Source organism: Allokutzneria sp. NRRL B-24872, assembly GCF_002155965.1.
Lineage (GTDB): Bacteria > Actinomycetota > Actinomycetes > Mycobacteriales > Pseudonocardiaceae > Allokutzneria.
The window spans coordinates 100257-126711 of record NZ_MUMH01000048.1 but is presented as its reverse complement, the minus strand read 5'-3'; the positions used below and the strand labels follow the sequence as shown (position 1 = coordinate 126711).

The 26455-nt window shown below is 69.9% G+C and carries 25 protein-coding genes and 1 riboswitch; of the genes, 16 read left to right on the top strand and 9 right to left on the bottom strand.

Annotated features, from left to right (window positions below):
* Positions 1 to 104: 104 nt before the first annotated feature.
* From CCN37_RS14220 to CCN37_RS14205, 4 genes are all read right to left on the bottom strand, one after another.
* Positions 105 to 1772, bottom strand: coding sequence for a cytochrome bc complex cytochrome b subunit (locus CCN37_RS14220; RefSeq protein ID WP_086821225.1), 1668 nt, complete (start codon positions 1770 to 1772; stop codon positions 105 to 107).
* Entirely contained in the window at positions 1769 to 2887 is a 1119-nt protein-coding gene (locus CCN37_RS14215; RefSeq protein ID WP_086821224.1) for a ubiquinol-cytochrome c reductase iron-sulfur subunit, read from the bottom strand. Before CCN37_RS14215 ends, CCN37_RS14220 begins: the two co-directional genes overlap by 4 nt.
* Positions 2884 to 3729: a c-type cytochrome gene (locus tag CCN37_RS14210; RefSeq protein ID WP_086821223.1), complete on the bottom strand. Its 846-nt coding sequence runs from the start codon at positions 3727 to 3729 to the stop codon at positions 2884 to 2886. Before CCN37_RS14210 ends, CCN37_RS14215 begins: the two co-directional genes overlap by 4 nt.
* 81 nt (positions 3730 to 3810) lie before the next feature.
* Positions 3811 to 4419: a heme-copper oxidase subunit III gene (locus CCN37_RS14205; protein ID WP_086821222.1), complete on the bottom strand. Its 609-nt coding sequence runs from the start codon at positions 4417 to 4419 to the stop codon at positions 3811 to 3813.
* 244 nt (positions 4420 to 4663) lie between these two features.
* Between CCN37_RS14205 and CCN37_RS14200 the strand changes: the two genes are divergently transcribed.
* Genes CCN37_RS14200 through CCN37_RS14185 form a run of 4 tightly spaced genes read left to right on the top strand, consistent with a single transcriptional unit; the run spans position 4664 to position 6911 of the window.
* On the top strand, positions 4664 to 5074 hold the full coding sequence (locus CCN37_RS14200; RefSeq protein ID WP_086821221.1) for a hypothetical protein: 411 nt from the start codon (positions 4664 to 4666) through the stop codon (positions 5072 to 5074).
* A gap of 11 nt (positions 5075 to 5085) precedes the next feature.
* Positions 5086 to 6144: an anthranilate phosphoribosyltransferase gene (trpD, locus tag CCN37_RS14195; protein ID WP_086821220.1), complete on the top strand. Its 1059-nt coding sequence runs from the start codon at positions 5086 to 5088 to the stop codon at positions 6142 to 6144.
* Between the two features lie 19 nt (positions 6145 to 6163).
* Entirely contained in the window at positions 6164 to 6445 is a 282-nt protein-coding gene (locus CCN37_RS14190; RefSeq protein ID WP_086821219.1) for an Lrp/AsnC family transcriptional regulator, read from the top strand.
* Between the two features lies 1 nt (position 6446).
* Entirely contained in the window at positions 6447 to 6911 is a 465-nt protein-coding gene (locus CCN37_RS14185) for a hypothetical protein (RefSeq protein ID WP_086821218.1), read from the top strand.
* An 88-nt stretch (positions 6912 to 6999) separates the two neighbouring features.
* On the opposite strand, the gene CCN37_RS14180 is transcribed toward CCN37_RS14185, so the two are convergent.
* The gene (locus tag CCN37_RS14180) at positions 7000 to 8745 is read right to left on the bottom strand and encodes a DEDD exonuclease domain-containing protein (RefSeq protein WP_086821217.1); all 1746 of its coding nucleotides are present in this window, start codon (positions 8743 to 8745) and stop codon (positions 7000 to 7002) included.
* A gap of 150 nt (positions 8746 to 8895) precedes the next feature.
* On the opposite strand from CCN37_RS14180, the gene CCN37_RS14175 reads away from it, so the two are divergent.
* The 4 genes from CCN37_RS14175 (at position 8896) to CCN37_RS14160 (ending at position 13353) form a co-directional block, all read left to right on the top strand.
* Positions 8896 to 10224 carry an NYN domain-containing protein gene (locus CCN37_RS14175; protein WP_086821216.1) on the top strand — a complete coding sequence of 443 codons (1329 nt, stop codon included), beginning with the start codon at positions 8896 to 8898 and terminating at the stop codon, positions 10222 to 10224.
* 78 nt (positions 10225 to 10302) lie between these two features.
* Positions 10303 to 10536: a hypothetical protein gene (locus CCN37_RS14170; protein ID WP_086821215.1), complete on the top strand. Its 234-nt coding sequence runs from the start codon at positions 10303 to 10305 to the stop codon at positions 10534 to 10536.
* A 158-nt stretch (positions 10537 to 10694) separates the two neighbouring features.
* A riboswitch (cyclic di-AMP (ydaO/yuaA leader) is annotated at positions 10695 to 10835 on the top strand.
* A 13-nt stretch (positions 10836 to 10848) separates the two neighbouring features.
* Positions 10849 to 11901 carry an NlpC/P60 family protein gene (locus CCN37_RS14165; protein WP_086821214.1) on the top strand — a complete coding sequence of 351 codons (1053 nt, stop codon included), beginning with the start codon at positions 10849 to 10851 and terminating at the stop codon, positions 11899 to 11901.
* An 84-nt stretch (positions 11902 to 11985) separates the two neighbouring features.
* Entirely contained in the window at positions 11986 to 13353 is a 1368-nt protein-coding gene (locus tag CCN37_RS14160) for a basic secretory family protein (protein ID WP_246843033.1), read from the top strand.
* Here the strand turns inward: CCN37_RS14160 and CCN37_RS14155 are convergent, their stop codons facing one another.
* Together CCN37_RS14155 and CCN37_RS14150 are read right to left on the bottom strand one after the other, a co-directional pair.
* Positions 13354 to 16572 (bottom strand): BTAD domain-containing putative transcriptional regulator, encoded by a 3219-nt coding sequence (locus CCN37_RS14155; protein ID WP_086821213.1) that lies wholly within the window; start codon positions 16570 to 16572, stop codon positions 13354 to 13356. It lies immediately after the preceding gene.
* 10 nt (positions 16573 to 16582) lie between these two features.
* Entirely contained in the window at positions 16583 to 17848 is a 1266-nt protein-coding gene (locus CCN37_RS14150) for an AfsR/SARP family transcriptional regulator (RefSeq protein WP_086821212.1), read from the bottom strand.
* 458 nt (positions 17849 to 18306) lie between these two features.
* On the opposite strand from CCN37_RS14150, the gene CCN37_RS14145 reads away from it, so the two are divergent.
* Positions 18307 to 19569, top strand: a complete 1263-nt coding sequence (locus tag CCN37_RS14145) for a cytochrome P450 (RefSeq protein WP_168200661.1) — start codon at positions 18307 to 18309, stop codon at positions 19567 to 19569.
* A 42-nt stretch (positions 19570 to 19611) separates the two neighbouring features.
* Here CCN37_RS14145 and CCN37_RS14140 read toward each other — a convergent pair whose 3' ends face one another.
* On the bottom strand, positions 19612 to 21423 hold the full coding sequence (locus CCN37_RS14140) for a long-chain fatty acid--CoA ligase (protein ID WP_086821210.1): 1812 nt from the start codon (positions 21421 to 21423) through the stop codon (positions 19612 to 19614).
* A gap of 108 nt (positions 21424 to 21531) precedes the next feature.
* On the opposite strand from CCN37_RS14140, the gene CCN37_RS14135 reads away from it, so the two are divergent.
* From CCN37_RS14135 to CCN37_RS14105, 7 genes are read left to right on the top strand one after another with little or no spacing between them, the layout of a single operon-like run.
* A complete protein-coding gene (locus CCN37_RS14135) occupies positions 21532 to 21909 on the top strand; it encodes a polyketide cyclase / dehydrase and lipid transport (RefSeq protein WP_086821209.1) in 378 nt (125 codons plus the stop codon).
* A gap of 4 nt (positions 21910 to 21913) precedes the next feature.
* Complete coding sequence (locus CCN37_RS14130; protein WP_086821208.1) at positions 21914 to 22363, top strand: iron chaperone; 450 nt, start codon at positions 21914 to 21916, stop codon at positions 22361 to 22363.
* A gap of 9 nt (positions 22364 to 22372) precedes the next feature.
* Entirely contained in the window at positions 22373 to 23158 is a 786-nt protein-coding gene (locus CCN37_RS14125; RefSeq protein WP_086821207.1) for a metallophosphoesterase, read from the top strand.
* Positions 23159 to 23180: 22 nt separating this feature from the next.
* Positions 23181 to 23621: an SRPBCC family protein gene (locus CCN37_RS14120; protein ID WP_086821206.1), complete on the top strand. Its 441-nt coding sequence runs from the start codon at positions 23181 to 23183 to the stop codon at positions 23619 to 23621.
* Between the two features lie 26 nt (positions 23622 to 23647).
* A complete protein-coding gene (locus CCN37_RS14115; RefSeq protein ID WP_086821205.1) occupies positions 23648 to 24856 on the top strand; it encodes an ArsA family ATPase in 1209 nt (402 codons plus the stop codon).
* A gap of 1 nt (position 24857) precedes the next feature.
* Entirely contained in the window at positions 24858 to 25187 is a 330-nt protein-coding gene (locus CCN37_RS14110; protein WP_086821204.1) for a hypothetical protein, read from the top strand.
* On the top strand, positions 25181 to 26143 hold the full coding sequence (locus tag CCN37_RS14105) for an ROK family glucokinase (protein WP_086821203.1): 963 nt from the start codon (positions 25181 to 25183) through the stop codon (positions 26141 to 26143). Before CCN37_RS14110 ends, CCN37_RS14105 begins: the two co-directional genes overlap by 7 nt.
* Before the next feature lie 78 nt (positions 26144 to 26221).
* Here the strand turns inward: CCN37_RS14105 and CCN37_RS42025 are convergent, their stop codons facing one another.
* Positions 26222 to 26350, bottom strand: coding sequence for a hypothetical protein (locus tag CCN37_RS42025; RefSeq protein ID WP_256388044.1), 129 nt, complete (start codon positions 26348 to 26350; stop codon positions 26222 to 26224).
* Between the last annotated feature and the right edge of the window lie 105 nt (positions 26351 to 26455).

Genomic DNA, 26455 nt, shown 5'->3' with positions numbered 1-26455 from the left:
TGAACGAGTCATTGAGGTGGTTCGGCGCGAGCGGGGGAGCGGCGCGGGAAAGGAGAAGGCCCCCGCCGAGTGTGGCGGGGGCCTTCGTGGTGCGTGCGAGGTGATCAGTCCTTGGGCTGCTGGGGCTTGCCCGCGGTGATCTCCTTCTTGGCGGAGCCGGTGCCGGGCGTGATGTCGCCCTCGCCGTTCTTGGCGGCCCGCTCCAGCGCCGCGGTCTCCTCGGCGGGGTCGGGGCGCGTCATGCTGCCGGGGACCGGCTTGCCCGCGAAGCCGAGCTTGTTCATCTTCTTCGGCACGGACGCGCCCTGGTACTCCAGCGGGAGCGGGTGGCCGTGCTCGTCCACCGGGCCGAGCGGCTGGTGGATCTCGATGAACTCACCGTGCGGCAGGCGCTTGATGATGCCGGTCTCCACGCCGTGCTCCAGCACCTCGCGGTCGGAGCGCTGCAGCCCGATGCAGATGCGGTAGGTGGCGTAGTAGGCGATCGGCGGCGCGAGCAGCGTCAGGATGCGGCCGGCCCAGGTCATCACGTTCAGCGAGATGTTGAAGTTGTCCGCGATGAGGTCGTTGAAGCCGGAGAGCATCATGACGGTGAAGAACGCCAGCGCCATCATGCCCAGCGAGGTGCGTACCGGGGTGTCGCGCGGGCGCTGCAGCAGGTGGTGCGGGGCCTTGTCCTTGGTGAGCTTGGCCTCGATCCACGGGTAGGCGCCCGCGAGGGTGAACACGATGCCCATGCCCAGCACCAGCGGGAAGAAGATCGCCGGGACCATCACCGGGCCGAGGTAGAGCTCCCACGCGGGCCACAACCGGCTCATGCCGTCGGTCCAGGCCATGTACCAGTCGGGCTGCGAGCCCGCCGAGACCTGCGCGGCGTTGTACGGTCCGAAGTTCCAGATGGCGTTGATCTGGAACAGACCCGCCATCATCACGATCACACCGGCGGTGACGGCGAAGAAGCCGCCTGCCTTGGCCGCGAACAGCGGCATGATGCGGACGCCGACCACGTTGTTCTCGGTGCGGCCGACACCCGGGAACTGGGTGTGCTTCTGGTACCAGACCAGCGCGAGGTGCGCGGCCACCAGGCCGAGGATGATGCCGGGCAGCAGCAGGATGTGGATCGTGTAGAGGCGCGGGATGATCTCGGTGCCGGGGAACTCCCCGCCGAAGAGCGCCCAGTGGATCCACGTGCCGATGACCGGGATCGACAGCACGATGCCGGAGCCGATCCGCAGGCCGGTGCCGGAGAGCAGGTCGTCGGGCAGCGAGTAGCCGGTGAAGCCCTCGAACATGCCCAGCACGAACAGCAGGATGCCGATGACCCAGTTGACCTCGCGCGGCTTGCGGAACGCGCCGGTGAAGAACACCCGGAGCATGTGCGCGACGATCGCGGCCATGAACAGCAGCGCCGCCCAGTGGTGCACCTGACGGGCGAACAGGCCACCGCGGACCTCGAAGGAGATGTCCAGCGCGCTCTCGAACGCCCGGGACATCCAGATGCCCTGGAGGTTGGTGAAGGAGCCCGCGTACTGGACCTCCTCCATCGAGGGGTCGAAGAACAGCGCGAGGTACACGCCCGACAGCAACAGGATGATGAAGCTGTAGAGCGCGATCTCACCGAGCATGAACGACCAGTGGGTCGGGAAGACCTTGCTGATCTGGCGGCGCAGGCCGGCAGCGGGGTGGTACCGGTCGTCGGCCCACTTCGCAGCCCCGCCGACCGCCTTGCTGGCGGCGCTTGCCGACTTGGTCGGCGTGGTGATGGAACTCATGACTTACGCTCCCAGTAACCGGGGCCGATCGGCTCGATGAAGTCGCCGCGCGCGATCAGGTAGCCGGTCTCGGCGTCAACCGTGATCGGCAGCTGCGGCAGTGACCGAGTGGCCGGGCCGAAGATCGGCTTGGCGTAGTTGAAGACGTCGAACTGCGACTGGTGGCACGGGCAGAGCAGTCGGCCGGTCTGCTGCTCGAACAGCGAGGTCGGGCAGCCGAGGTGGGTGCAGATCTTCGAGTAGGCGTACAGGTCGCCGTAGTTGAAGTCCTCCTGGCCCTTGCGCTTGCCGACCTTCTGGCCGGGGCGCAGGCGGATCAGCATGACCGGGCTGTCGGAGCGGCGAACGCCCTTGATCAGCGCGTGCTCGTCGCCGCGCTCGGACTCCTTGAACGGGAAGACCGTCTCGAAGCCACCGGCGTCCAGGTCCTCCGGGCGCACCAGCACGATCTTGTGCGGGTCGCCGACGTCGCGGCGCAGGAAGACCTTCTCGCCGTTGTCGGAGGACCAGCCGGTGACCAGCAGGTCGGACTTGTCGCCCTTGGCCCACGGGTTCTTCACCAGGCCGCCGAGCGCGAACACGCCGACGCCGAGGCCGAAGACGCCCGCCGCGGCGCCCGCACTGCGGGTGATCAGCTTGCGCCGGGCGAGGCCGCTGGTGGCGCCCGCGTCGGCCAGGATCGCCGCGGTGGTCCGCTTGTCGAACTCCGGGGAGCCCTCGGCGTGCCGCTGCTGCACCGCGGTCTCGTCCGGGAGCAGCTTCTTCGCGTAGGAGATGACGCCGATGCCGAGCGCGAAGACGCTCAGGCCCAGGGTCAGGCCCAGCATCGGGGTGTAGAGGTCGTACCAGAAGCTGCCGTGGGTGTCCGGGGTCCGGTACTCGCTCGGCCAGGCCACGTACACGACGATGAAGGCCAGGCCGGACAGCGCCGCGAGCGCGAACCAGGCGGACACGCCGCGGATCGCGCGCTTCTCGGCGCGGGTGCCGGGAACGGGGAACCGCTCGACCCGCTTGGCGATGACCACGTGGTCGGCCTCGAGGCCGGCGGCGACGAGCTCCTCCTGGCTCATCTCAGCGAGTTCGGCCTCGCTGTAACTGCGCTGCTGCTCGCTCATGCCCTGCTTCCCATCCACACGGTCACGCCGACCAGCGCGGCGAGCCCGATGATCCAGGCGATCAGACCCTCCGTGCCGGGGCCGAAGCCGCCGAGGGGGTTGCCGCCGGGGTTGTTGTTGCCGTCCGTCACCGACTTGACGTAGGCGATGATGTCCTTCTTCTCGTCCGGCGAGAGCTGCCGGTCGGAGAACTTCGGCATGTTCTGCGGGCCGGTGAGCATCGCCGTGTAGACCTGCTCCTCGGTCACGCCGTCCAGGTGCGGGGCGAACTTGCCGGAGGACAGCGCGCCGCCGCGACCGGTGAAGTTGTGGCAGGAGGCGCAGTTGAGCCGGAACAGCTCACCGCCGCGCGCCGGGTTCTCGCCGCGCAGCTGCGCGCCGCTCTCCTGCGGCTTCTCCGGGCCACCCGCGGTGAACTGGATGAACGCGCCGAGCGCGTCGATCTCCTCCGGGGTGTACTTCGCGGGCTTGCGCGCGGCCTGGGCCTCCTGGCGCACCATCGGCATGCGGCCGGAGGAGACCTGGAAGTACACGGCCGCGTCGCCGACGCCGATCAGGCTCGGGCCCCGGTCCTCGACACCCTGCAGGTTCGCGCCGTGGCAGGTGATGCAGGCGTTGTTGTAGATCTGCTCGCCCTGGCGGACCAGTGCGGGATCGGCCGCGGCCTGCGCCTTGTGCGGCTGGGTCACCGCGCCCGCGTAGAGCGCGCCCGCTCCGACGAGAGCGACACCCAGCGCCAGCAGACCGGAGAGCCGACGCCGCAGCTTGGTGCGCGGCCTGCGGTTCCGTTCTGCGCCACGTCCTCCCGCTTCCGCGGAGGCGGCGTCTTTCCTGGTGGTCATGTCTGCGGCAACCCTTGCTGTCGAGTTCGGGGCTCGTTGCGTGCGTACCGGGCGTCGCCGCCCGGGGGGTGGGCACGCACGTCAGGGAATGAGGTAGATGCAGGCGAAGAGGCCGACCCAGACGATGTCGACGAAGTGCCAGTAGTAGGACACGACGATCGCGGCCGTCGCCTGTGCCGGGGTGAACTTGCTCAGCTTCGTGCGCCAGATCAGGAACACGAAGGCGATCAAGCCGCCGATCACGTGCAGGCCGTGGAAGCCGGTGGTCAGGTAGAACACCGTGCCGTAGGCCGAGCCGGCGATGGTGGTGCCGTGCTCGACGAGCTCGATGTACTCACCGACCTGGCCGCCGACGAAGATCGCGCCCATGACCAGGGTGATCGTGTACCAGAGCCGCAGCCCGAACACGTCGCCCTGCTCCGCCTTGAAGACGCCCCACTGACACGTGAAGGACGACGCCACCAGGATCACGGTGAAGAACAGGGCGTAGGGCAGGTTCAGATGGGTGGGCGCGGGTGGCCACGCGCCCTCGTTCTGGGCCTTCACCGTGAAGAACATGGCGAAGAGGCCGGCGAAGAACATGAGTTCGCTGGAGAGCCAGACGATGGTGCCCACGCTGACCATGTTGGGACGGTTCAGCGAGTGCACCCGTTGGCCGATTGAGGGCGCAGCCGTTGTCACGCGACGCATTATGTCTTGCAGGGATGGCGCACGCTGGCCCGGGTCCGCACCTCGCGCGCGGGGGTGCGCGACGCGCACGGTGCGTGGTGCTCCGGTGCACTCCGGGTGAGCGCCCGGGCCGCCCTCCCCGGACATGACCGTCGGGCTGTCCGGGGTGCGCTATAGCATCGGGCGTCGCGGGGAACCGCACGTGATTTTGCAGGCAGCTTGGACAGCAGCCTTTGACAGCAGCACTGTCGGGAGGACAGCCGCGATGAGCACGCAGGCCATGACCGTTCTGGTGTTCAGCCACCGCGCAGAGGTGCGCGAGGCGATCATCACCGCTGTGGGCCGCAGGCCGGCCCCCGATCTGGGGCGCGTGCGCTACATCGAGGCCGACACCGTCGCCGACGTGCTCTCCGAGATGGACTCCGGCGCGGTCGACCTGGCGATCCTGGACGGCGAGGCGCAGCCGACCGGCGGCATGGGCCTGTCCCGCCAGGTCAAGAACGAGATCGACCCCTGCCCCCCGGTGATCGTCGCGGTGCGCCGCAAGGACGACCGCTGGCTCGCCACCTGGTCGCAGGCGGACGCGGTGCTGGTGCACCCCCTGGACCCGCTGGCGTCGGCGGAGACCGTGGCCGAGGTGCTGCGCTCCCACCGGCTCCCCGCGGTGCGCGGCTGAGGAGTTCGGCGATGGCCGGTACCGACCGCACGTGGCCCGCGCTGCTGGGCAAGCTCGTCGACGGGCAGAACTGCTCCGCGCAGGAGACGCGCTGGGCGATGGACCAGGTGATGTCCGGCAACGCCACGATCGCCCAGGTCACCGCGCTCGCGGTGACCCTGCGCGCGAAGGGTGAGACCGCCGACGAGGTGGCGGGCATGGCCGCCGCGATGCTCGACCACGCGCGCAAGGTGCGGGTGGACGTGCGCGCGGTGGACATCGTCGGCACCGGCGGCGACCGCTCCGGCACGGTCAACATCTCCACGATGGCCTCGCTGGTCACCGCCGCCGCCGGAGTGCCGGTGGTCAAGCACGGCAACCGCGCCGCGTCCTCGCAGTGCGGCACCGCCGACGTGCTGGAGGCGCTGGGCGTCGCCATCGACCTGCCCCCCGCGGGCGTGGAGCGCACGGTCGCGGAGCTGGGCATCGGTTTCTGCTTCGCCCCGGTGTTCCACCCCGCGATGCGCTACACCGCGCAGGCGCGGCGGGAGATCGGCATCCCCACGGTGTTCAACCTGCTCGGTCCGCTGAGCAACCCGGCCCAGCCGTCGGCGGGCCTGATCGGCTGCGCCGACCCGAGGATCGCGCCGCTGATGGCCGAGGTCTTCGCCGAGCGCGGGCACAGCGTGCTCGTGGTGCGCGGTGACGACGGGCTCGACGAGCTGACCACCACCACGACCAGCTCGGTCTGGGTGGTCGGTGACGGCGAGGTCCGGCAGGAGACGCTGAACCCCGCAGACCTCGGTGTGCCGCCGTGCGAGCCCGCCGACCTGCTCGGTGGTGACGCGTCGGTGAACGCGCTCGCCGTGCGCAAGCTGCTCGACGGCGAACGCGGTGCCGTGCGCGATGCCGTGCTGCTCAACGCCGCCGGGGCGGTGGCCGCCCACACCGGCACCTCCGGAGACCTCGTCGCCGACCTGCGCGCCGGGATGTCCCGCGTGGCCGAGGCCGTGGACTCCGGCGCCGCCGCGCGCCTGCTGGAGACCTGGGCGCGGCGCTCCACCTCGTTGCGCACCGAACTCGTCCGCTGACTTTCCCAAGGAGCTCAACGTGATCAACGCCATCGTGCTGATCCAGGCCGAGGCAGGCGCCATCCCGGAGATCGCCCAGGAGATCGCCGAGATCGACGGCGTCACCGAGGTCTACTCCTGCGCGGGCGATGTCGACCTGATCGCCCTGGTCAAGGTGCCCTCGCACGAGGACCTGGCCGATCTGGTGCCCAGCCGCATCGGCAAGGTCGACGGCGTGCTCAACACCGACACCCACATCGCCTTCCGCTCCTACTCCAAGCGGGACACCGAGGCCGCCTTCAGCATCGGCCTCGACGACTGAGGTGAGCGAGCGCTTCCGCGACCGCCTGGTCACGGCGCGATCGTTCACCGACGAGGTCCTGGTGCACTGCCCGCGCTGCTCCGGCCGGGCGGTGCTCGCCGCTCACGCGTCGTCGCCGTGCCGCCTCGTGTGCTCCGAGTGCGGTCACACCGCGGACTTCGCGCCCACCGTCGTTTCCTGGCCGGGCAACCAGGGCCGCTCCGAGTTGTGCGACCCCTTCGACCTCGGCCTGCGCCTGCACCTCCAGGTGCCGTGCTGCGGTGAGGTCCTCTGGGCCTTCAACCATGCGCACGTGGACTTCCTGGAGTCCTATGTGGACGCTTCGCTGCGCGAGCGGTACCTGCCGGAGCCGCCAGCGCCGCCCGCGTACCGGATGACCATGGCCGCCAAGCTGCCCGCCTGGATCAAGCGCGCGAAGAACCGCGACCACGTCCTGCGCGCCCTCGCCCGCCTCCGCGCCCGCTGAACTCCTCACCCGGCGCGCGAACGCGTCGGCCGGGGTTGTAACCAATGTGGCATTGGTTACGTCTGGCGAAACAAATGCCACATTGGGTTCACCGGCGTTCCGACGGCGGGGTGTGCGCCACGCGTCCTGCTTCGGCGCGGGCGACCCACGGGCGCCAGGAGGCGGCGGCGCGCGCGGGCTCGGCCCAGGGCACGTCGCAGTGGACCAAGCGCGTGCCGGGGCGCTCCAGCCAGCGGAGCACCACGGACACCTCGTCGGCTGAGGCGCCGCGCAGCGGACCGTCGTCGGGCAGCACGGTCTCGGCCGCCGCGACGATCTGGTCGACCACGGGCATCGGCCGCACCCCGCGCCGCGCCGACCCGGCGGACGCGAGCCGCCCGTGCCGGACGACGGCGAAGTCCCACCCGCCGGTGCCGTCCGGCCGCGCGGCCACCACTTCGGCGAGCGCGGCCAGGGTGGCCAGCCGCTGCCCCCGGTCCAGCGCCTTGATCAGGGCGATCAGCCGGTCCCGCTCGCCGCCGGCCTTCTCGAAGCGCTCGGTCATCGCGAGCCGGTCGAGCTGCCCGGCGAGGATGTCCAGCGCCTGCACGGAGTCCCCGGTGAACAACCGTCGCACCTCGTGCACGGCCGGGGCGTAGTCCTCGACGCTCTGCCGACCGGCGCACGGGGCCGCACAATGCCCCAGGTCGGCGAGCGCGCACGGCACGCCCTTCGGGGAGCGGGCCGAAATCCGTTGCGTGCAGCGGCGAACGGGCAGCGCGTCCTGCAACGCCTCCACGGCCTCGGTGGCCGCGCCGTGCGAGCCGAAGGGGCCGAACGCACCGGGCTTCGGCGTGGACACGATGGACAGGCGCGGGAAGGGCTCGTCGGTCAACGCCACCCACCAGCGCCGGTGCGGGTTGGTGGAACGGCGGTTGTACCTCGGCCGGTGCGCCGCGATCAGCCGCAGCTCGCGCACCTCCGCCTCCAGCGCGTGCGAGCAGACGACGACGTCGACGCGCTCGGCGATGCCGACCATCTCGCGCACCCGCCGCCGGTTCTCGCTCGCGGTGAAGTACTGCCGGACCCGGCGCCGGAGGTCGCTCGCCGTGCCGACGTAGAGCACTTCCTCGCGCGGGCCCCGGAACAGGTAGACCCCGGGCGCGCTCGGCAGGTCCTTCGCCAGCTCGCGTTTCCTGCGCTGCGCGGGGGACACGTCCGGCAGGTAGCCCAGCAGCTCCTCCAGCGACTGCACGCCCAGCGAGCCGACCCGCTCCAGCAGCGCGTGCAGTACCTCCACGGTCGCGCGGGCGTCGTCGAGCGCGCGGTGCGTCGGAGTCGTTGTGGCGCCGAACAGTTCAGCCAACGCCGAGAGACGGCAGCTCGGTGCCTCCTCCCGGGACAGCACCCTCCTGGCGAGCTTCACGGTGCACAGCACGGTGCGCTTCGGCCAAGGGTGACCGTGGCGTTCGGCCGCCGCGCGCAGGAAACCCATGTCGAACCCGGCGTTGTGCGCGACCAGCACGGCCGAGCCCACGAACTCCAGGAAGGCGGGCAGCACGCTGGACAGCTTCGGCGCCCCCATCACCATCACCTGGGTGATGCCCGTCAGCGCGACGATGTTCGGCGGGATGCCGCGCTCCGGGTCGATCAGCGTGGCGAACTCGCCGACGACCTGACCACCCCTGACCTTCACCGCGCCGATCTCGGTGATCGCGTCCTCGGCCGCGCTGCCGCCGGTGGTCTCCAGGTCCACGACGACGAAGGTGGTGTCGCGCAACGGGGTGCCCAGCTCGTCGAAGGAGAGCTGGGCACCCGAGGAGTCACCAGAGTCACCCGGCGCCGTGATCGTCATCGCCGGAGAAGCTAGAGCAGGGGTCTGACAACACGGCGGCCGGGAAGCCAGCTGCGTCCGTGCGGGGGCAGGCCGTAGCCTGGGACGGTGTCAGCCCAAGAACAGCCTTCCGGCGGCGAACAGCCTGATCCGGACGACCGGCAGTCCACGATGGACGGTCAGCCGGCCGTCGCGGACCAGGCTGGCACCGAGGAGGTCCCGGACTGGAGCGGGATTCCCGATCCGATCCGCGCGCGCCTCGCCGAACTGGCGGCCGAGGCGCTCGGCACGCTGTCCAGGTTCGACGTCCCGCAGACGCTGCGCGCCGTCGCGAAGTTCGCTCCCGCCAAGCGCGCCCGCCTCGGCGCGGGACCGCTGCTGGCCGCGCTCCGCGACAACCAGGCGTTCCGCACCGCGGTCGTCGAGTGGTGCCGCGAGCACCGGCCCTCCGTGCTGGAGCTGAACCCGGCCGACGCGGTGGCCTCCGGTGCCGCCGCCGTGCTGATCGAGGCCGAGACCGCGCAGCTCTACATCGAGCTGGTCGCGCGCCGCACCGAGGACGCGCACCTGCGCGCCGACCGCGACGCGGCGATCCTCAAGGCGGACAAGCTCGCGGCCGAGGCGGAGCGGCTGCACGCCGAGCTCGACACCGCCAAGGGCGCGGTGCACCAGGTCAGCACCGACCGCGAGGCCGAGCTGGAGAAACTCCGCAAGCGACTGCGGGAGCAGGGAGTCCGGCTCAAGCAGGCCCGCGACGAGGCAGCGGCAGCGGCGGAGGAGCTCCAGCGCAGCCGGGCCGAGTTCGAAGCGGAGACGCAGACCTTGCGCGCCACGCGCGACCGCGAGCGCGAGCGCGCGGAACTGGAGCGCAACCGCGCCGCGCGGGCGAAGGAGGACGCGGAGATCGCTCGCCAGTCCGCGAGAGAGGCGCGTCAGGCCGATGAGGTCCGGCTGGAGCTGCTGGTGGACACCCTCGCCGGAGCGGTGACCGGGCTGCGCAGGGAACTCGCGCTCGGGGGCAGTGGGCCGCGCCCCGCGGACATGGTGCGTGGCGCGACAACCGCGCACGGCACCGTGGGCCGCGTCGAGGACCCAGCCGCCCTGGACCGCTTGCTGGCGCTGCCGAGCGTGCACATGGTGGTGGACGGCTACAACGTCACCAAGACCGGCTATCCCGACCTGACGCTCTCCGAGCAGCGCGACCGGCTCAACCAGCAGCTCGCCGCGCTCGCCGCGCGCACGGGCGCCGAAGTCACCGTTGTGTTCGACGGCGCCGGAGTCGTCGCTGTGCCGCAAGCTCCGCCGCGCGGAGTGCGCGTCCTGTTCAGCGATCCCGGTGTCCTCGCCGACGACGTGATTCGTGCTCTCGTTACGGCTGAACCCGAAGGTAGGCCGGTTGTGGTCGCCACGTCGGACCGCGCCGTGGCCGACTCCGTGCGGCGGCGCGGGGCCCATCCCGTTCCCTCCGCCGTGTTGATCGCGCGCCTCGGACGGGTGTGAGACGCAGCTCTCTTTAGACAAGTGCGCCGGAGGACCCTAAGCTTCGTTCGAACATATGATCGAACGGAGGTTCGCGGCGTGATCATCGATTGCGACGGGTGCCCACGGCGCGGCCCCGGCTGTCACGACTGCGCGCTCGCGGTCCTGATCGGCGTGCCGCCGGAACTCGTCGAGGGGCCTGAGCCGCAGGTGGTGGCGCCGTCCGCAGTCGAACTGCCGGTTTTGCGGCTGATCCCGCTCGAACCGGTGCGGACCCGTGCTGCCGAGCGGTCGGACGATGACGCCGAACGGGCAAGGCGGCAGGTCGGCTGATCAGCGCAACCGGTCACCGGGCGGAGCCGTGGCTACGCCGAACGATGCCTTGTGCGTGTTTTCACGACTTTCTCGTTGACGCCGGTGGACGCGAGGTCTCACGTTTCGTAACCTAGCCGAGATTTCGCGGCGAGCAGCCGTCCACACCGGGCGGCTCCGCGTGATCACCGCCGAATCGGCCTGTCGGGGAGCCGAACCGGGGACCCAGTGAGTTGGGGTGAATCCGGCCTGCGGGCCGGTAGGGCAGCTTCCGGCCCGAACCCGTCAGCTAACCCGGTAGGCGGTCGGAGCACGAAGGAGCAATGCGTCGACGTGGCGTCGAACCGACTGAAGCGCACCATGCGCGGGGCTCTCACCGCAGGTGCTGTCGCAGTGGCCGTGAGCATGGTTCCGGTGACCCCGGCTGTCGCCGACCCGGACACTCCGGCGAACGCCTCCGAGGCGCTCAAGCAGCTCAAGGCCCTCAGCGAGGAAGCTGAGAAGCTCACCGAGGAGCTGCACAAGGCCAACGACGACCTCAAGGCCAAGGAAGGCGAGGTCACCAAGGCCAACGAGGAGCTGACCAAGGCCAACGCCGCCGGTGAGCTCGCCAAGCAGCAGGAGGGCGAGCTGCGCGGTCGCGTCGACCAGCTGGCCAGCTCCAACTTCCAGGGCACCCGGGTCAACCACATCAGCGCCCTGCTGCTGAGCCGGTCCCCGAACGAGTTCCTGGACAAGCTCTCGATGGTCGATCTGATCACGAGCGAGAGCAAGGACTCGCTGGACAAGCTCAACGCGACGATCAACCAGGCCAAGACCGCCGCCCGCCTGGCGGACGAGGCCAAGGCGAAGGCCGCCACCGCCGCCACGGAGTCCGCGCGGATCAAGGGCGAGCTGGAGAACCGCAAGAAGGAAGCGGCCAAGAAGCAGGAGAAGGCCCAGCAGGCGCTGGACCGCCTGAGCCTGGCTGAGAAGAAGAAGCTCGAAGACGCGGGCCTGGACATCGACCTGTCCGACCTCCCCGACGGCGGTCTGGGCACGGCCGCGTTGAAGCACGCGGTGACGCAGAAGGGCAAGCCCTACGTCTGGGGTGCCGAGGGCCCGAACTCCTACGACTGCTCCGGGCTCACCTCTTGGGCGTACTCGAAGGTCGGCGTGAAGCTGCCCCGCTCCAGCGCCCAACAGGCCAGGGTCGGCAGCGCGGTCCCGGTCGGAAACCGAGACGCATGGAAGCCCGGTGACCTGTTGTTCTTCGGGTCGAGGGGCATCCACCACGTCGCTCTCTACGCGGGAAACGGCATGCAGTTCCACGCGTCGACCAGCGGCCAGCCGCTGAAGTACGACAAGGTGCAGAGCGACCTCGTCTCAGTCCGTCGAATGGGCTGATCCCCAGCTTGTGAGCAACGCCTCGAGGCCGGTCCCCCTAGTGGGCTACCGGCCTCGAGCCGTGTGTGGCCCTACGATTCGAGGGTGAGCTGGCAGGGCCGCTATCGGAACTGGTTGGCCGCGGCGGTCGCCGCCGTCCTCCTCGCGGGGCTGACGGTCGTGTCCCTGCCAGCGGCCGATCCCGTCGCGCCCGCCGAGCAGACCGCCCCCTCGCTGGACCCCAACGCCCGCCCGGCCCCGCCCGAACCGGCCGTCGAGCCCTCCGTGGAGCTGGGCCGCAGCCGGATCTCCTCGGTCACCGACCTGCTCCGGCGCCGGGCCGACGCGGTGCAGAGCCGCGACCTCTCCGCGTTCATGAGCACCCTGGACCCGCTCGCCGACTCGAAGTTCCTCGCGACGCAGCAGGCGGTCTTCGCCAATCTGCGCGGGGTTCCGCTGCGCGAGTGGCGCTACCGGATCGACTCCACCGACTCCCTCGGCGAGCTGGACTCCCTCTTCGGCGAACGCCCGCCCGACGAGCTGTGGGCGCCGCGCGTCGAGCTGAGCTACGCCTTCGACGGCGTCGACCGCGCCGCGACCAGCCGCCCCATGGGCTATCTCTTCGCCCGCCGCGGCAGCGACTGGTACCTCACTTCGGACACCGCGCTGGCCGATCGCGGTCGCAAGACGTGGCGTGGCCCGTGGGACTTCGGGCACTGCCGCGTCGACAAGACCGAGTTCGGGATCGTCCTCAGCCACGGCGGCAACCAGGCGCTCGCCAACCGCGTCGCCGGTGAGCTGGACGCCGCGATCCGCGCGGTTTCCGAGGTGTGGGGCCAACAGTGGACCCAACGCGTCGCCGTGATGCTGCCCGAGACCACCGCCGAGTTGCAGGCCATGGTCGGCACCGAGTTCGCCGTTGACGCCATCGCGGCCGTCGCCGTCGCCGACCGCGTCGACCATGACAGCGACATCGTCGAAGGCGCTCGCGTGGTCTTCAACCCGCGCACCGCAACCCGGCTGTCCGCCAGTTCGCTGCGCGTAGTCCTCCGCCACGAGATCACCCACATCGCCGCCCGCTCCGACACCGTCGACGGCGCCCCCATGTGGCTGTTGGAGGGCTTCGCCGACTACGTCGGTTACCGCGACAGCGGCATCTCCCCGCGCGAGGCCGCCCCCGACCTCGCCAAGCAGCTGCGCCTCTCCGGTCCGCCGCTCGCACTGCCCTCCGACGCCGACTTCCGCGCGGGCGGCAGCCGCCTCGACCTCGCCTACCAGACGGCGTGGACCACGATGCTGTTCCTGTCGCAGCAGTACGGCGAGGCCAAGGTCGTCGAGCTCTACCGCCGCCTCGCCGGAGTCGGCCGCGTCCCCGACGGCGTGGTCGACGGCGTCCTGCGCGACGTCCTCGACACCGACCGCGCCGAGATCATCCGAGGCTGGGGCCAGTTCCTCCGCAAGACCTTCGGCTGATCACCGGTTCTCCTCGATCAACGCGCGAAGTTCGTTCGCACCTGGAATGTTCATGGAACTGAATAGGAGCGAGGATTCCGTCCACGATTCATTTGCGTGGCAAGTCTTGCCGAGAGCTGCTGCCGCTGTGCCGAGAGTTCGAAGGCTTCGCGCGAGTTCTAGTTTGCTTCCGCAATCGCGATGGAGGGTTACGGCCGCACTTGCGGTGGCGTAAGAGTCCTTGACTTTCCGTATTTGTAGTAGGCTTTCGGCTTGTGATTGCAGAGACCGCGCTACGTGGGCTTGATGCGAGGTTTTATGCGAAATTTTGTGCGCTTCAATGCTTACCTGTAGGGCTCGCTCGGCATCCCTCGTCTCGTTGAGCGCGTTTGCGAGACCGAGGAGGGAATCAATCTCGCTTGTCTTGAGTGAGATCTTTCTGCAGGTGTCTAGTGCTTCTTCGTAACTGCGAATTGCGCTAGTGGCATCTCCGGAGGTGAGTAGCCCTAGCGAAATTCCGAGAAGTCGGGTAGCGGCCATGTGATCTCCCCGGCCTTCGGGTGATATGTTCAGTAGCTCCAGGGTGAGGTCTCTTGCTGCTACTTTGTCTCGGCGGGCTGAGTGGATTTCGAGAAGGTAATATGCGCAATGAACGATCGGAAAGTTCCATCCAATATCACGTTGAATGCTTGTCGACTCGTTGAGGAGCCTCTCAGCTTCGTCGAGCTCGCCAAGGTCGATGAGATTCTCGGCCATGTTAGCTATGGCGAGCGCGCGATCGATACTTTTTGCTCTTCTTGGCAGAAAGTTGAGGGATTCTCGATAGTGTCGATCGGATTCTCGGAATCTCCCCAGTGCGTTGAGTATTTCGCCAGCTTGGTTTGAAACGCGCAGCTTTAGTTCCTTGCTCAGCTCGACGGAGGTGCCCTCCGAGCGTTTTTCGAGATCGACAAGCTCCTTGAGTGCGTGGGTGAGATGTCCGGTATGGCGGTAGCACAAGGAGATGTTGCGCGTCATTCGTGCGTGTTGTTGCGGTTCTGTTTCTGGTAGTAGTCGTCTGGCGTTCGTGTAGTTCTCGATCGCGGAGTTGAATTTTCCCTGCGTGAAGTCAAGGTGCCCTTTGTTCGTGAGTAGTTCGAAACTGAGTTGCCAGTGGTCGTCGACGTGGGGTGCCTCGAGTGCGGCGGAGAGAATTCTTTTCAGCTCCTTGAGCATTCGCTGTGAGCGCAAGTATCCTGTCATGGACACCGCGAGGTATGCGGATGTCGGAGTCTGTCCCTGAAGCGTGCCGGCAAGCAAGTTTTCAAGATTATTATTTATCCAGTACAGTGCTTGGCTGGCTTCGCTTAGATTCTCGCAGGGGCCCGTGTAGTCTGCCGTCGTCAGGCCAAGAGGTAGATCGATTGCAAGATTTGCCTCCTGGATCTGCCGCAGGTAGTAGCCTATAAGCCCGCTATGGGCTTGCTTGATGGCATCCCTTTGTTCGTTCTTGATGCATTTTTCATGGGCGTACAAATGGATGAGGTCGTGCAGGTGATAGTGTTCGATGGGACTCTTTTCGATCAGATTGGCGCTGTGGAGAAGATTCAGTTCTCGTTCTGCTGCCTGGATGGAAATTTTGGCGAGGGCGGCCGTTGAGTAACTTGTGAAGCTTGTGTCGAGCATTGAGCCCAGAAGTCGAAAGACGCGTCTAGTTTCTGGTTTCAGCTGCTGGTACGAGAGTTCGAAGCTTGACCTTACTGCGGCGTCTCGATCCCCATCGATTGATAGCGAGGAGAGTCTGCTTTTCGACCTAAGTTGTTCGAGGTAATTATGGAGATCGCGGTCGACTGAGAACGCGATGTTGGCGGCGGCGATGCGCAGCGCGAGGGGAAGGGCGCCGCAGAGGTCGACGAGGGTGTCGGCGGCCTCGGGGGAGCCGCCGGGGCCGATGATGCGCTCCAGCAGGAGAAGCGCGGGCTCGCGGGCGAGGACGTCGACGGGGACGAGTTGGGCGCCGGTGGACGAGACGAGTTCGCCGAGGGTGTTGCGGCTGGTGACGACGGTGGCGCAGCTCGTGGAGCTGGGGGCGAGGGCGCGGGCCTGCTCGGCGGCGGAGGCGTTGTCGAGGACGACGAGGATGCGGCGGCCGGACAGCAGGGTGCGGTACAGCGAAGCCTGCTCCGGCTCGGCGAGCGGCACCTGCTCGGGCGGGACGCCGAGGGCGCGGAGGAACTGGGGGAGCACCTGCGCGGCGGTGAGCGCGGGTTCGGGGGAGTAGCCGCGCAGGTTGACGTAGAGCTGGCCGTCGGGGAAATCGGGCTTCAGCTCGTGCGCGGCGTGGACGGCGAGCGCGGTCTTGCCGACGCCGGGAGGGCCGGAGAGCACGACGAGCGGGGCGGTCAGCGAACCACGACGCCGGAGCAGTCCGGAGATCGTGGCCAGCTCGTCGGAGCGCCCGACGAAGTCACCGACGCGTGGCGGCAACTGGGAGACCGGGGTCCAGTCCGAAGTGGACGGAGTGGGTGGTGCGGGTGACTCGTCCTCGCCGCGCAGGATCGCTTGGTGCAGCTCGCGAAGCTCGACGCCGGGCTCGGCACCGAGTGCCGCGCGGAACTCCTGGTAGGCGCTCAGAGCGTCGGCTTGGCGGCCACTGCGGTGCAGCGCGAGCATCAGCTGGCCGAGCGGGCGCTCGCTGAACGGCCGACGCGCCACCATCGCGCGCAGCTGCGGAACGAGGTCGTGGTGGCGGCCGAGGGACAGGTCCAGCTCGACGCGGCGGTCGGCGGCGGCCATCTCCTCGTGGTCGAGCCGGGTGGCGTCGGCGTGCAGCGCGTCGGAGGGCACGGTCGCCAGCGCGGGACCTCGCCACAGCTCTGCGGCTTCGCGCAGCAGCGCGGACTCGGCGACGGGATCGCGCGCTTGGCGGCTGAGCCGGACCAGTGAGCGGAATCGGAGCAGGTCGAGCTGGTCGTCGCGGACGACGGCGCGGTAGCCGTTGGGCAGCGTCTCGATCAGCTCAGCCGAACCGAGCGCCTGCCGCAGCCTGCTGACGTAGGTGTGCACGACGGCACGCGCCGTCACGGGCGGGTCGTTGTCCCACAGGCACTCGACGAGCCTGGCGACTGGAACGACCTGGTTCGCGTCGGCGAGCAGGCGCGCCAGCAGCACCCGGTGCTTCGTCGCGGCCACCGGCACGGGCGCGCCGTCGCGGGTGATGTCGAACGGACCCAGGATGCGGAACTCGATTCCCCCACTCACGCACCGAACGCTACTGCGTGCGGAACTGGCGTGCGCTGTGCAGGGCGGTCAGTCCACGGAGGTCGTTCTCGCTGGTCACGAGCATCGCGCAGCCGGAGTCACCGGGCAGCAGGGGCCGGACTTGGTCGGGGTCGGCGACCGAGTCCAGCACCACGAGCACGCGGCGGTTGGCCAGCAGGGAGCGGTAGAGCGCCGTGCGCTCCTCGGGCTCCGGAGGCACCTGCTCCTCGCGGACGCCGAGCGCGTGCAGGAAACCGACCAGGACGCTCGCGGTATCGGTGTGCAGGGCGGCGTGCAACTGACCGCCGGGGAAGGCGTGGCGGGCCCGGTGGGCGATCCGCGCGGCCAGCTCCGACCGGCCGCCGTCCGGGCTGCCGGTCAGCACCACCAGCGGCACGGTCGGCCGCTCGTCGGGGTTCACCAGGAGCTTGGTGATCTCGTCGACCAGCTCCGTGCGCCCGGGCAGCTCGCCGGGGTCGGCGGGCAGCTGTGACGGCACCACCGCCGAGGCGCGAGGTGCTTGTGGCGCAAGGGGAAAGTCGTCGTCCCGGATGCGGTCGCGCAGCGCGCGGATCTCCGCGCCGGTGTCGATGCCCAGCTCGTCGGCGAGGCGCCGGGACACCTCGTCGTAGGCGGCGAGCGCGGCATCCCGGCGGTGCGCGCGGTAGAGGGCGATCATCAGCTGGCCCCAGAACCGTTCCCGGAGCGGGTGCGCGGCCGTCACGGAGTGCAGTTCGTCGAGCAGGTCGTGGTGCCCGCCGAGCTGGAGTTCGGCGTCGAAGCACTGCTCCAGCGCCTGCAACCGCGCCTCGGAGTGGATCGGGATGTCCGGGATGCGCTCGCGCAGCGCGACGCCGCCGACGTCGTCGAGCAGCGGACCGCGCCAGAGCCCGACGGCCTCGCGCAGCGTCGCGGCCCGCTCCGCAGTGTCGCGCGAAGCCTGCGCGCGGGTGACGAGGGCGTGGAAGTGGTGCAGGTCCACGTTCTCGGCGGCGGTCTCCAGCACGTAGCCGTCGGGACGCGTCTTGACCAGCTGCGCGTCCTGGTCGCCGATGGCCTGCCGCATCCGCATCACGTACGCCTGCACGGTGCCCTTGGCCCCGGCGGGCGGGGAGTCCTCCCAGAGGCAGTCCACCAGGGTGGCCACCGGCACGACCACGTTGGCGCGCAACAGCAGCACGGCCAACAGCGCGCGCTGCTTCGCCGGGCGCAGCGGCACCGGCTCCTCGCCCCTGGCGATCTCCAGCGGTCCGAGGACCCGGAAGATCGTGTGCACGTTCGTCCTCCCCCACGCGACGGCCCCGGCAGATCCTAAGCCGCGTCACCACGACGTCAGCGATACGACAGAACCGGCTGAGAAGCTTCTCGTCGTGGGGGAGGGATGGCCCGCACAGGAGCCGGGGGGACTCGGTGCGGGCCATCCAATGACCTTCCCCGCCACGGATTTCCCTCACCGGGCTTTCCCAGGTCCCCCAGCCTGGATCGCCCGGCGCACCCGCCTCTTCGCGTCGACGGCCCGTACGCGGGGAGGCGGTGATCCGGGGACGAGTGCCGGTAGCCATGAACCGGTGCTGGACACCGCGGTCACGAGGGAAACGAGGGTGGCCCGCGCCAGGGGGGATACCAGGCGCGGGTCGCTCTCATTACTGCTTTCGGCGGTATCTGAACTGTTCCATTTGGGCATTTGCCAGTGTTAGCCTCCGCCGCACTTCCGCGACGCACCCTGGGGGCCGCATGACCTGGCGACTGCCGCTGACCGACCCGGGGGCCCACGCGCCCAGACCGCTGGCGGACCTGTACGACCGGCTGCACGCCTCCGGGCTCGGGACCTTCCGCGACGCGGACTCCCAGCTGTACCCGGTGTGGCGCTACGAGTTCGTCGAGAACGTCCTCAAGGGCGCCGATCCCGGGGTGACCAACGCCAACACCCTGGACCCGCTCACCCCGATGGGGCGCTTCGCCGCCAATCCGGGGACGTGGTCCAGCCTGGTGCACCTCGTCGGCGTCCCGAAGGCGACCGCGAACTCGGGAGGTGCCGCGCACGAGGCCGTGCGGCGCGCCGTGTTCGCCCCGCCCGGCGGCCTCTCGCTGAGCCCCGCCACCACCGAGGAGAGCTTCGGCGAGCTGATCCGGCGCCGCGTCGCCGCGGTCGCCGACGACGTCGAGAAGTTATCGGCAAACGATGACGCGGTGGACTTCGCGGCGGTCTTCGCACGCCCGCTGTCGGCCGGGATCATCAGCGAGATCGTCGGTTTCGCCGAGTCCGACGAGGAGCGCGTGCGCTCGTGGAGCGACGGCCAGACCTCGTTGCTCGGCCGCGTGCTCGACCGGCCCGGCCAGGTCTCGGGTGTGCGCGGGCTCAGCGATCTGTCGCGCGCGTGCAGGCGCCTGGTCGCCGAGCGGGTGCGGACCCCGGCCGAGGACATGGCCAGTCACCTTCTGCGCCAAGGGCTTCCGGAGAAGCGCGCGGCGGCGGTGCTGATGAACACCATGGCCGCCGGCTACTCCACGACCTACGGAACGCTGCTCAACGCCATGCGCTACCTGCTCGCCGAAGACGGGCGGGAGCACTGGGAAGCCTTGCAGGACAAGGAGATCGTGCCCACGCTGAGCAACGAGCTGATGCGCGTCGAGACCGGACTCACCGGCTGGAAGCGCAAGGCCAAGGACGCGGTGCGGCTCGGCGACTCCGAGATCCCGGCGGGCGGGCAGATCCTGGTGATGCTCGGCGCGGCCAACCGCGACCCCGAGCACTTCCAGCAGCCGCACCGGATTCGGCTCGACCGGGCGGAGCGCAAGGAACCCAAGCCGCTGACCTTCGGCGCGGGACCGCACCTGTGCATCGGCCGCGAGGTATCCCGGTTGGAGATCGGCGCGGCGCTGAGCGTGCTGCGGGAGCGCTTCCCGGACATGCGGCTCGCGCTGCCGGGGCCGGAGGCCGACTACGACCCGGACTACCTGTTCCGCACCCCGGTCGCGCTTCCCGTTCGGCTGTAGGAGCGGAGCACGGGCGGCCGGTCGGACCGGCCGCCCGAGGGCTCACCTGGTGTACATCGCCTTGATGTCGCCGGAGAAGGTCTCCGCGACGACGTTGCGGCGCAGCTTCAGGCTCGGCGTCAGCTCGCCGCCGGACTCGGTGAAGTCCACCGGCAGGATGCGGAACTTCTTGATCGCCTCCGCGTTGGACACCGCCTGGTTGGCCTCGTCCACCGCCGCCTGGATCTCCGCGAGCAGCTCGGCGTCACCCGCGAGGGACTCCACGGAGGCGTCCTTGGGCTTGCCGCGCTGCTCCTTCCACGCCGGGAAGAACTCCGGGTCGATGGTGATCAGCGCGGCGATGAACGGCTGCTTGTCGCCGACCACCATGCACTGGCTGATTAGCGGGTGCACCCGCAGCCGGTCCTCCAGCATCGCGGGCGAGACGTTCTTGCCGCCCGCCGTCACGATGATCTCCTTCTTCCTGCCGGTGATGCTCAGGAAGCCGTCGGAGTCCAGCTTGCCCAGGTCGCCGCTGTGGAACCAGCCGTCCTGGACCGACTCGGCGGTCGCGGTCTCGTTGCGCCAGTAGCGCTCGAAGACGATGTCGCCCTTCACCAGGATCTCGCCGTCGTCGGCGATGCGCACCGAGGTGCCCGGAACCGGCCTGCCCACCGTGCCCACGCGGAAGGCCTGCTCGGTGTTCACACAGGCCGCCGCCGAGGTCTCGGTGAGGCCGTAGCCCTCGAAGACCGGGATGCCGACGCCGCGGAAGAAGTGCGCCAGCCGCTCGCCGAGCGGGGCACCGCCGGAGACCGCCGCGACGCAGCGCCCGCCGAGCGCGGCGCGCAGCTTGGTGAAGACCAGCTTGTCGAAGACCAGGTGCTTGAGCTTGAGCCCGATCCCGGCGCCACCGGCGTCCTGGGCCTGGCTGAAGGCCACCGCGGTCGCCTCTGCGGCGTCGAAGATCTTGCCCTTGCCCTCGGAGTGCGCCTTCTGCTTGGCGCTGTTGTAGACCTTCTCGAAGACCCTGGGCACCGCGACGACGAAGGTCGGCCGGAACGAGCCGAGGTCGCGCACCAGGTTCTTCACGTCGGCGGTGTGCCCGATGGTCAGCCGCGCGTAGACGCCGGTGATCGTGATCGCGCGGGCCAGCACGTGCGCCAGCGGCAGGAACGCCAGCAGCGAGTTGCCCGGCTGCATCAGGCGGGGGAACGCGGCGATCTCGGCGCGCACCTCGGCGAGGAGGTTGCGGTGGGTCAGCTCGCAGCCCTTGGGGCGGCCGGTGGTGCCGGAGGTGTAGATCAGCGTCGCGAGGTCGTCGGCCTTCACGTCCTTGCGGCTGTCGTGCACCTGGGAGTCGGTGACGTCGGCGCCGAGCGCGGTCAGCTCGTCGACGGCACCCGCGGCGCCCTCGCGGCCCGGACCGTCGATCTGCCACACGTGGCCGACCTCGGGAAGCCGGTTGACCACGCCGTCCACGGTGCTGCGGTGCGCGGCGGTCTCCAGGAACACCGCCTTCGCGCCGGAGTCGGACAAGATCCACTCCACCTGGTGCGCCGAGGAGGTCTCGTAGATCGGCACGGTGGCGCAGCCCGCCGCCCAGATGGCGAAGTCGAGCAGCGTCCACTCGTAGCGGGTCTTGGACATCAGCCCGACCCGGTCACCCGGCTTCAGCCCGGCGGCGACCAGGCCCTTCGCCACCGCGAGCACCTGGGCGGCGAAATCGGCGGCGGTGACGTCGACCCAGGTCCCGTCGACACGGCGGCGGAAGCTCACCGCCGTGCCGAACCGCTCGGCATTCGCCCACACCATGTCGGTGAGGTTTTCTTCCTCAGCCACGGTGGCGGTGGCGGGGACGCTGAACTCACGCACGTCATGACCTCCGGGTGACAGGTGTTACTGACGGGTTAACGTAGCGCGCGGCAACGCGCAGACAATAGGCCGTGACCCAGATGTTCCCGTCCGTGGCACGCTGCCGCTATGCCATCGGTTGACGTCCTCGACGAGATCTTCCTCGCCGTCCCGCCCGCCACCGTCGCCGCCGTCTTCGCGGATTCCGTTGCGTGGCGCCGGTTCTGGCCCGATCTGCGTCTTGAGGTCTACGCCGACCGGGGTGTGGAGGGGCTGCGCTGGACGGTGGACGGCGCGCTCGTCGGCACGCAGGAGGTCTGGCTGGAGCCGGTGCTCGACGGGACCCTGCTGCACTACTTCCTCCGCGCCGACCCACCGCCCGGCGGGAGCGTGCGCCCCGGCGAGGCCCAGCGCAGGCAGCTCGCCGCCAAGCGCGTCGGCTTCGCCGTCAAGGCCCGGCTGGAGGCGGGACGGGCTCCCGGATGTCCGCCCCCTGCCGCAGACTGACCCCATGCCGAGCCCCAAGCCGAACACCGTCGAGGAGTACCTGGAGTCGTTGCCGCAGGACCGGCGCGACATCGTGGGCGAGCTGCGCCGGATCATCCTGGACAACCTCCCCGAGGGCTACGAGGAGGGCATCCAGTTCGGGATGATCGGCTACTACGTCCCGCTGGAGCGCTATCCGGTCACCTACAACAAGCAGCCGCTGGGCTACGTGGCGCTGGCCTCGCAGAAGAAGCACCTCTCGCTGTACCTGATGGGCGTCTACGCGAACCCGGGCGGCGAGGAGGGCTTCCGCGCGCGGTGGGCGGCCTCGGGCAAGAAGCTCGACATGGGCAAGTCGTGCGTCCGGTTCCGCGAGCTCGCGGACGTGCCGCTCGACGTCGTGGCGGAGACGGTGGCCGGGGTCTCCGTCGAGGAGTGCATCGCGCTGTACGAGCGCAGCCGGGGCGGTCGCTAAGGTCGGCTCGTGCGAGTCCATGTGGTGTCCGACGTCCACGGAGCTGCCGAAGCGCTGGCGCGGGCGGGTAAGGGTGCCGACGCGCTGGTGGTGCTCGGCGACCTGATCGACTTCGTCGACTACCACGACCACTCGAAGGGCATCCTCGGCACGGTTTTCGGCGCCGAGAAGGTCACCAGGTTCGCCGAGCTGCGCCGGGGTCACGGGCGCGAGGCGGGCGCCTACGTCCGCTCGCTGTGGGCGACGCTGGACGATCCCGCCGCGGTGGTGCGGGAGGCGGCGCGCAAGCAGTACGCGGAGATGTTCGCCGCGATGACCACGCCCACCTACGCGATCCCCGGCAACGTCGACCTGCCCGAGCTGTGGCCGGAGTTCGCCGGTCAGGGCGTGCACCTGGTCGACGGAGGCACGGCGGAGATCGGCGGGCTGAGGTTCGGCTTCGTCGGCGGGACCTTGATCCCTCCCGGTTTCACGTTGAACCACGACGCGCCGTGGGTGCCCTACGTGCGCCCGGTCGAGGAGCACGCGGCGGCCGTGCGCGCGCTGCCCGCGATGGACGTGCTGTGCAGCCACGTACCGCCTGCCGTCGCGGAGCTGACCTACGACGTGATCGCGACGCGCTCGGAGTTCGGCTCGAAGGCGCTGCTGGAGGCGATCGGCGAGCACGCGCCGCGCTGGTCGCTGTTCGGCCACGTGCACCAGCCGCTCGCGCGGCGGGTCAGGGTCGGGCGGACGGAGTGCGTGAACGTCGGGCACTTCCAGCGCACCCGTCAGCCGTATGCACTGCGGTGGTAGGCGTACGGGTAACCTGCGCGACATGGCCGACCAGTCCACTCAGTCCATCGTGATCGACGCCACCCCCGAGCAGATCATGGCGGTGATCTCGGGCTTCGCGAAGTACCCGGAATGGGCCGAAGCGGTGAAGCACACCGAGGTGCTCAGCAGCGATTCCGCCGGGCGCGGCGAGCAGGTCCGGTTCGTCATCGACGCCGGTCCGATCAAGGACGAGTACGTGCTCGACTACGACTGGGCGCAGGACGGCCGCTCGGTGAGCTGGAACCTGATCAAGGGCCAGATGCAGAAGGCGCAGTCGGGCAGCTACGTGCTCGCGCCCGAGGGCGACTCGACCAAGGTGACCTACACCCTGTCGGTCGAGCTGACCATCCCGATGATCGGCCTGTTCCGCCGCAAGGCCGAGAAGATGATCATGGATGTGGCGCTCAAGGAGCTCAAGAACAGGGCCGAGAGCGCGGCCTGATCCGCCGTCACGGACAATCGTCCCTCGTGCGCGTCCTGCTGTTCACCGGTAAGGGCGGCGTGGGCAAGACGACCCTCGCCGCCGCGACGGCCGCTCGTCTCGCCTCGGACGGCCACAAGGCGCTGGTGGTCTCCACCGACCCGGCGCACTCCCTGGCCGACGCCCTCGGCGTCCCGCTGGGGGCGGAGCCCTCGGAAGCGGGACCGTCCGGCCTGTTCGCGGCCCAGGTCGACGCCAGGTCCCTGGTCGACGGCGCGTGGCGCGAGCTGCGCGAGCACCTGCACACCGTGCTCTCCGGGGCCGGCGTGGACGAGGTGCAGGCCGAGGAGCTGACCGTGCTGCCCGGCGTCGAGGAACTGCTGGCGCTGTCGGAGGTCCAGCGGCTCGCGGCGACCGGCCCCTGGGAGACCGTGGTCGTGGACTGCGGGCCGACCGCCGAGACGCTGCGCCTGCTGTCGCTGCCGGAAGCGCTCGCCGGGTACCTGGAGCGGCTGTTCCCGACCCACCGCAGGGTGGTCCGCGGACTGCTCGCCGGGCTGGCCGGAAGCTCCACTGTGGAGCGTTGGGACGCCGCGGCCGATGCGCTCGGCCGCCTGGCTGAACGGCTGGAGTCCTTGCGCGCCATGCTGATCGACCAGGACGTCACCAGCGTCCGACTCGTGCTCACGCCGGAGCGCGTCGTCGCGGCGGAGACCCGGCGCACGCTGACCGCGTTGGCGCTGCAGGGCATCCGCGTCGACCGCCTGGTCGCCAACCGCCTGCTGCCCGAGGTCGAGGGCGAGGAGGGCGTCGCCGCCGCGTGGCTGCGCACCAGGCGCACCGAGCAGGACGCCGTGCTCAGCGAGCTGGGCGGCGATGTCCGGACGCCGCTGAACACCGTCGGCCACCGCGCTGAGGAGCCCATCGGGGTGCCCGCGCTGCTGGAGGTCGCCGAGGAGCTGTACGGCGACGGCGACCCGCTCGGCGGGGCGGGCAGCGCGGAGCTGATCGAGGTCACCGGCGGCGGCAAGGGCCTGGACTCCGAGTACGCGATGCGGCTGCACCTGCCGCTGGCCGCCGACGCGCAGCTGGACCTGGCCAGGGTCGATGATGAGCTGGTGATCACCCTCGACGGCCGCCGCAGGCTCGTGGCCCTGCCCGCCGTGCTGTGCCGCTGCGAGATCGTCGGCGCGAGCGCGGATGACGAGGGCATCACCGTGCGGTTCCGCCCTGACCCCCGAGTGTGGATGCGGTGACATGAGCGAGAACGTGAACCAGGAGCTGAGGCAGCTGTTGGACGCTGTCGCTCAACGCGCGGAGCCGTGGCTGCGGAAGATCGCCGAGGGCAAGCCCGACGCCGAGCACAGCGCGACTTGTACGTGGTGTCCTTTGTGCGCAGCCATTTCCCTCGCGCGCGGGGAGCGGCCGGAGCTTGCCGCCAAGGCCGCCGAGCACCTCAGCGGCCTGCTGACCGTGCTGCGCGCGTCGATGGAGCCGCAGAGCCCGGAGCCGACGCCCGAGCCCGCCGCCGAACCCCGTCCGGAGCCCGCGCCGCGGGTGCAGAAGATCAGCGTCGACCGGTGCTGACCGTCGGCGTCGACGTGGGCGGCACGAGCGTCCGGGCGGGCGTCGTCGACGCGTACGGCGCCATCCTGGACACCGCCGTCGCGCCCACCCCGAGCGGGGAGGCGCCGCTGGAGGACGCGATCGTCGCGGAGGTCAAGGACCTCGCCTCGCGGCACCAGGTCACCGCGCTCGGGCTGGCCGTCGCCGGGTTCGTCACCGCGGACCGCAGGGGAGTGCGCTTCGCCCCGCACCTGGCCTGGCGCAACGCCGACGTGGCCGAACGGATCTCCGGGCGGCTCGGGCTGCCCGTGGTGCTGGAGCACGACGCCAACGCCGCCGCCCTCGCCGAGTACCGCTTCGGTGCCGCGCGCGGAACGCGGGTCGCCGCGCTGGTCGCGCTCGGCACGGGCATCGGTGGCGCGTTGCTGATCGATGGCGAGATCTTCCGAGGCGCTTACGGCGTAGCCCCCGAACTGGGCCACCTGCGCGTGGTACCGGACGGACGGCCGTGCCCGTGCGGGAAGCGCGGGTGCTGGGAGCGGTATTGCAGTGGCACCGCGCTCGCCGCGACCGCCGTGGAGATGCTGGCGCGCGACCCGGGCTGCTCGACGCTGCTCGCGCGCGAGGCCGCCGGCGACATGCGCGCGGTCACCGGCAGGAAGGTCGCGGGGGCCGCTCTGGACGGCGATCCGTTGGCGCAGCGGGCGATGGACGAGCTGGCGAAGTGGCTCGGTCAGGGCCTGGCGCTGGTGGCCGACGTCTACGACCCCGAGGTGATCGTGATCGGGGGCGGGGTCTCGCAGTCGGCGCCGCTGTTCCTCGACGACGCCCGGGAGCACTACGCGTCCCTAGTTACGGGGGCGGGGCACCGGCCGCTCGCGCGCATTCGCACCGCGCAGCTGGGCGATGACGCCGGGATCGTGGGAGCCGCCTCGCTCGCGGCCGATCTGGCAGGGCGGCGGCTGAACACCCGCTGAGGGGGTCGGGGCTGGAGGGGGACGCGGCCGGCGACGCTGCCGACAGCGCTCACTCGTCGTGCTCTCGCGGAGAAGGTCCTAGCGGTTGCGACGGCGGAGCCACCGGCGACGGGTCTTCTCGGCGGAGTGGTGCGTGCGCCGCTCGGACCGCTGTTCGGCGGCCTGGGACAGCGCACGCACGAGCACGAAGGCTTGCAACTGATCCATGAGTCACTCCCTCCGGTGCGCGGGACCCGGGGTTGTGCCCCGGAGCCCGCGATCACGTTACGGCAGCACTGAATCGTTGTGACAAGCGGAAAAGCACTTTCGTGC